The 3,268-nt window shown below is 58.7% G+C and carries 4 protein-coding genes; all 4 read right to left on the bottom strand.

Going from position 1 to position 3,268, the window contains the following annotated elements:
* Positions 1 to 172 precede the first annotated feature (172 nt).
* Entirely contained in the window at positions 173 to 1,084 is a 912-nt protein-coding gene (locus H5U08_RS13605) for a ThuA domain-containing protein (RefSeq protein WP_297034095.1), read from the bottom strand.
* A gap of 190 nt (positions 1,085 to 1,274) precedes the next feature.
* Positions 1,275 to 1,955, bottom strand: coding sequence for a cytochrome c3 family protein (locus tag H5U08_RS13600; RefSeq protein ID WP_297034092.1), 681 nt, complete (start codon positions 1,953 to 1,955; stop codon positions 1,275 to 1,277).
* A 115-nt stretch (positions 1,956 to 2,070) separates the two neighbouring features.
* Positions 2,071 to 2,205, bottom strand: coding sequence for a hypothetical protein (locus tag H5U08_RS13595; RefSeq protein ID WP_297034088.1), 135 nt, complete (start codon positions 2,203 to 2,205; stop codon positions 2,071 to 2,073).
* Positions 2,205 to 3,268, bottom strand: a 1,064-nt coding sequence (locus H5U08_RS13590; RefSeq protein ID WP_297034085.1) for an aldo/keto reductase, incomplete at its 5' end; no start/stop codon positions are given. The genes H5U08_RS13590 and H5U08_RS13595, both read right to left, overlap by 1 nt.

The raw sequence follows: 3,268 nt of genomic DNA, 5'->3' as shown, positions 1-3,268 counted from the left end.
GCGTATTCCACTCACCTTCTTCGTGCCCAACAGGCGCACCCCTTCGGACTTTCCGTCGCGGGACCTGCTTGCCGGGGCTGTTTTTTTCACCGGATTATCCGCAGCGTTTCTCCGTCACCGCCTGTTCGAGCGGATTCCGGATTCAGGCCGCAGACGCGCGAACGCACAGCGGTCACTTCTTGCTCGGCGGTTTCGGCAGGACATCGGCCTGAGGTGTCACGCGGCGGAAATTGGCAGGGAGATCGACATTGACATTCTTGAGAACCCAGTTCAATCCCGCCGTCACGAAGGTGGCAAAGATGGGGCTCGTCCACACGTCTTCCGTGTGTCCCATGGAGGTGAAAAACACATGGCCTTCACCTTCTCGCCTTGCCCAAGTGCACGGGAAGGGCGGACGGCGGTAACAATCGCCCTCGAGATACCGCGTTTCCTGCACAAGGATGACGTGCATGTCGGGGTTGAAGTTTTTCATGGAATACCACTCGTCATAGAACGCCACGCCCTCCGCAATCCCTAGCGATGCGATCGGCGGGAGACGGTGGGAGACGAGCGTCAGGGAAGCCTCCTGCTGCGGACCGTGGGCCAGAAACTCGGCCCCCACCATCCGCAGGAACGGATCGACTTTGTCCTGCGGCGCATTTGCATAGAGATCCCCCGGTGTTCGCCAGCAGCCACAGGTCGAGTGAAACCCGAAAAACCCTTTCCCCTCACGAACAGCCGCTAGAAGCCGTTGTTTTCCTGCAGCACTCATGGGAGGCTCGTTCGCGTCGCTGGGCTGAGTCAGATCGCCGTTGCAAAAGAAAGCGAACGCATCGTACTCGGACAGGTCCTGATCAAACACCCGGCCGTCTTTGGTGCAAACCACCTCAACGTCCATGTCCCCGGCGATTTCAACAAGCCGCTGTTCGGCGAAGCTCAATTCGTTGGGGTTCTCCCGCTTCACGATGTCGTGGTAGTAACCGACGTTGCGGGTGAAAAAGAGCACTTTCTTCTTTTGCGGTGTTTTTTCGGCCCGGGCGAAGGAATGCGTCATCATCGCCAGGAATCCGCCCGACACCAGCTTGATCATTTCCCGACGTTGCATGATCAGCCCTCCCCAACTCGATTTTCCTCGCGTGAATATTGTCCGGATCGCTTGTCCAATGGCAGTTGTATGATGTTTGCTCAATCTGTCCCGGTATGGCTGGAGTAACGGGCGGCCAACCGTGCGGGCAGCATCCCCAGGGCACGCAACTTTCTGGCTCTAGGAAGACCTGTCAGGACCACCCCAGCGATTACCGGAAGTTCCCCTCGGCCGGGACGATGGCATGTTTTCCGTGGCAATCGGTGCAGGGAGAGTCTCTCCTCACGTACCGGCCATTTTCCCGTCGCTTGCCGAGATTCTTTTGCCGGTAGGCCTCCACCCCGGCCGGGTCCCGGTGTTGTGGATGACACTGTTTGCAAAACGGTTCGATTTCCGCCCGGCCCCACATGACGTCGGGTTTCACAACATTGAACTCGTCTCCGCGATGGGCAAGCGAGTCCCCATGGCAGCCCATGCAGGTGATGCCGGCCGTCAGATGAACGGCGGAAATCGGTTCTTCCTCAAAGTCCGCATGACACACCATGCAGGAGGAATTGTCAGTTTCCAGCCCGCTGTCGAACAAAACCGGCTTATCCCGGTTGAACCGGGGGTTTTCCACCAGGATCATCTGAGTCCCCTGGCCGCTTGGTGGACCGGCCGATTCCGGCGGTATGCCGGCGTTCGTCTTCTCGGAACCACCACCGCTATCCTTTCCCGCCGATTCATTCTCATGGGCTGGCGATTGTGATCCCGGGGTGTCCGAGGCAGCCGCCTGAGCCTCCTGCTTTTCTCCAGCAGATGCCTCTCGCCCAACACCTTTGCGCAATCCCCAGACACCTGCCATCAAGAAGAGCAGTGCCGCCGCGCAAACAATGATCCTCAGGTTCCTCATACGACTGACTCCCGGAGCATTCGCTGGCCCGACGCGTGTTGCTCTCAATCAAAGCACAATTCGCCTCGTCCCGCCCTCATTGATTGAAACAGCACTCCTGGGCACGTTTCGGCGGTCATTCCCCGAGGTTGACCCCAAAGCCCCGCGTAGCCTCACGTCTGGCGAAAGGTACACCCCACAGACGGTTTGCCGATTGACGGTCCAGCCGACGTGTGAACTCGATCGTGAGTGGCTTCGGATCCTTCGTCATCACACCCACTCCCACTGCCGCAGCCAGGCGTAGTCGTGGGGCAGGTTTTTCCACATGTGATCGGCAATCTCCTGGATTTCCGCCTGTTCGAACGCCAGCAGGTCTTCTTTGCGGCGTTCGACGATGGCCATGGCGGCGTTTTTCACCTGATCCACGGTGATAAGCCCAGGGATCGCCGTTGTCAGTTGAGGGCAGCTCAGCACGTAGCGAAGGACCAGCCTGGCCCGGCGGTCGTCTTCTTCTTTGGTCGAAGAATCGGGCATACCACGCGACTTAAACACCGCCCCACTGGCAAACGGCTTGATTCCGATGAAGCCCACGTCGTATTTTTCGAACGCCTCAAACATGCTTCCTTTCGGCGCGCGCTTGCTTCCGGCGGTGTACGGCGTCACGATCACCTCCAACTGTGGGTACTTGGCCACGGCCTCGGTGATCCAGTTTCGGTCATGGCTGGAGACGCCCGTGAATCGGGCCTTGCCCGTCCGTTTCGCCCACTCGAGGGCTTCCATGGCGATTTCGATCTCTTTTTCGGTGTTGCTGCGGCTGGTCTGTTCGTGCATCGTGATTCGCCACAGATCCACGTAGTCGAGACCACCCGCCTTGAGGCCCATTTCAAAGCCTTCTTTCATTTTTTGAAGCGATCCACCCCATTCCGGGAATCGGCTTTCGTGGGCACCAAACGAGTACCCAAAATAAATCTCGTCACGGCGACCTTTGATCGCCTCGCCATACGCGATGACCTCATGATCCCAGCAGGCATCGACATAGTTGATCCCGTGATCCAGGCAGGCGGCGATCACCTCGCGCCGATTCTTTTTGAATTCCGGGGTGTTGTACTCGTAAGGGATTTTTTTCCAGTGGCCTCCCAGGCCGATGGCCGACAGCCAGAGATTCGTTCGCCCGAGCCGTCGGTATTCCATGTTCTCGTTGTAACTGCGGGTTTTGGTGGGATCACCGCGATCGGTTGGGGCAGCAGAGCCCGAAGTGGCAGTTATGCCCGCTGCTGCAGCCGTGGCCGCCGTCGTCGTGATGCGAACGAACTCGCGCCGATTGAGTTCGCGAG

It is taken from the genome of Thermogutta sp., assembly GCF_014359955.1.
Taxonomy (GTDB): domain Bacteria; phylum Planctomycetota; class Planctomycetia; order Pirellulales; family Thermoguttaceae; genus Thermogutta.
Note: the sequence above shows the minus strand (reverse complement) of the source record. Positions and strands in the feature narration are given on the sequence as shown.

Bases quoted from the DNA above. Each gene is read 5' to 3' on its own strand.
- H5U08_RS13605 (WP_297034095.1), bottom strand. From the start codon at position 1,084: ATGCAACGTCGGGAAATGATCAAGCTGGTGTCGGGCGGATTCCTGGCG.
- H5U08_RS13595 (WP_297034088.1), bottom strand. From the start codon at position 2,205: ATGACGAAGGATCCGAAGCCACTCACGATCGAGTTCACACGTCGGCTG.
- H5U08_RS13600 (WP_297034092.1), bottom strand. From the start codon at position 1,955: ATGAGGAACCTGAGGATCATTGTTTGCGCGGCGGCACTGCTCTTCTTG.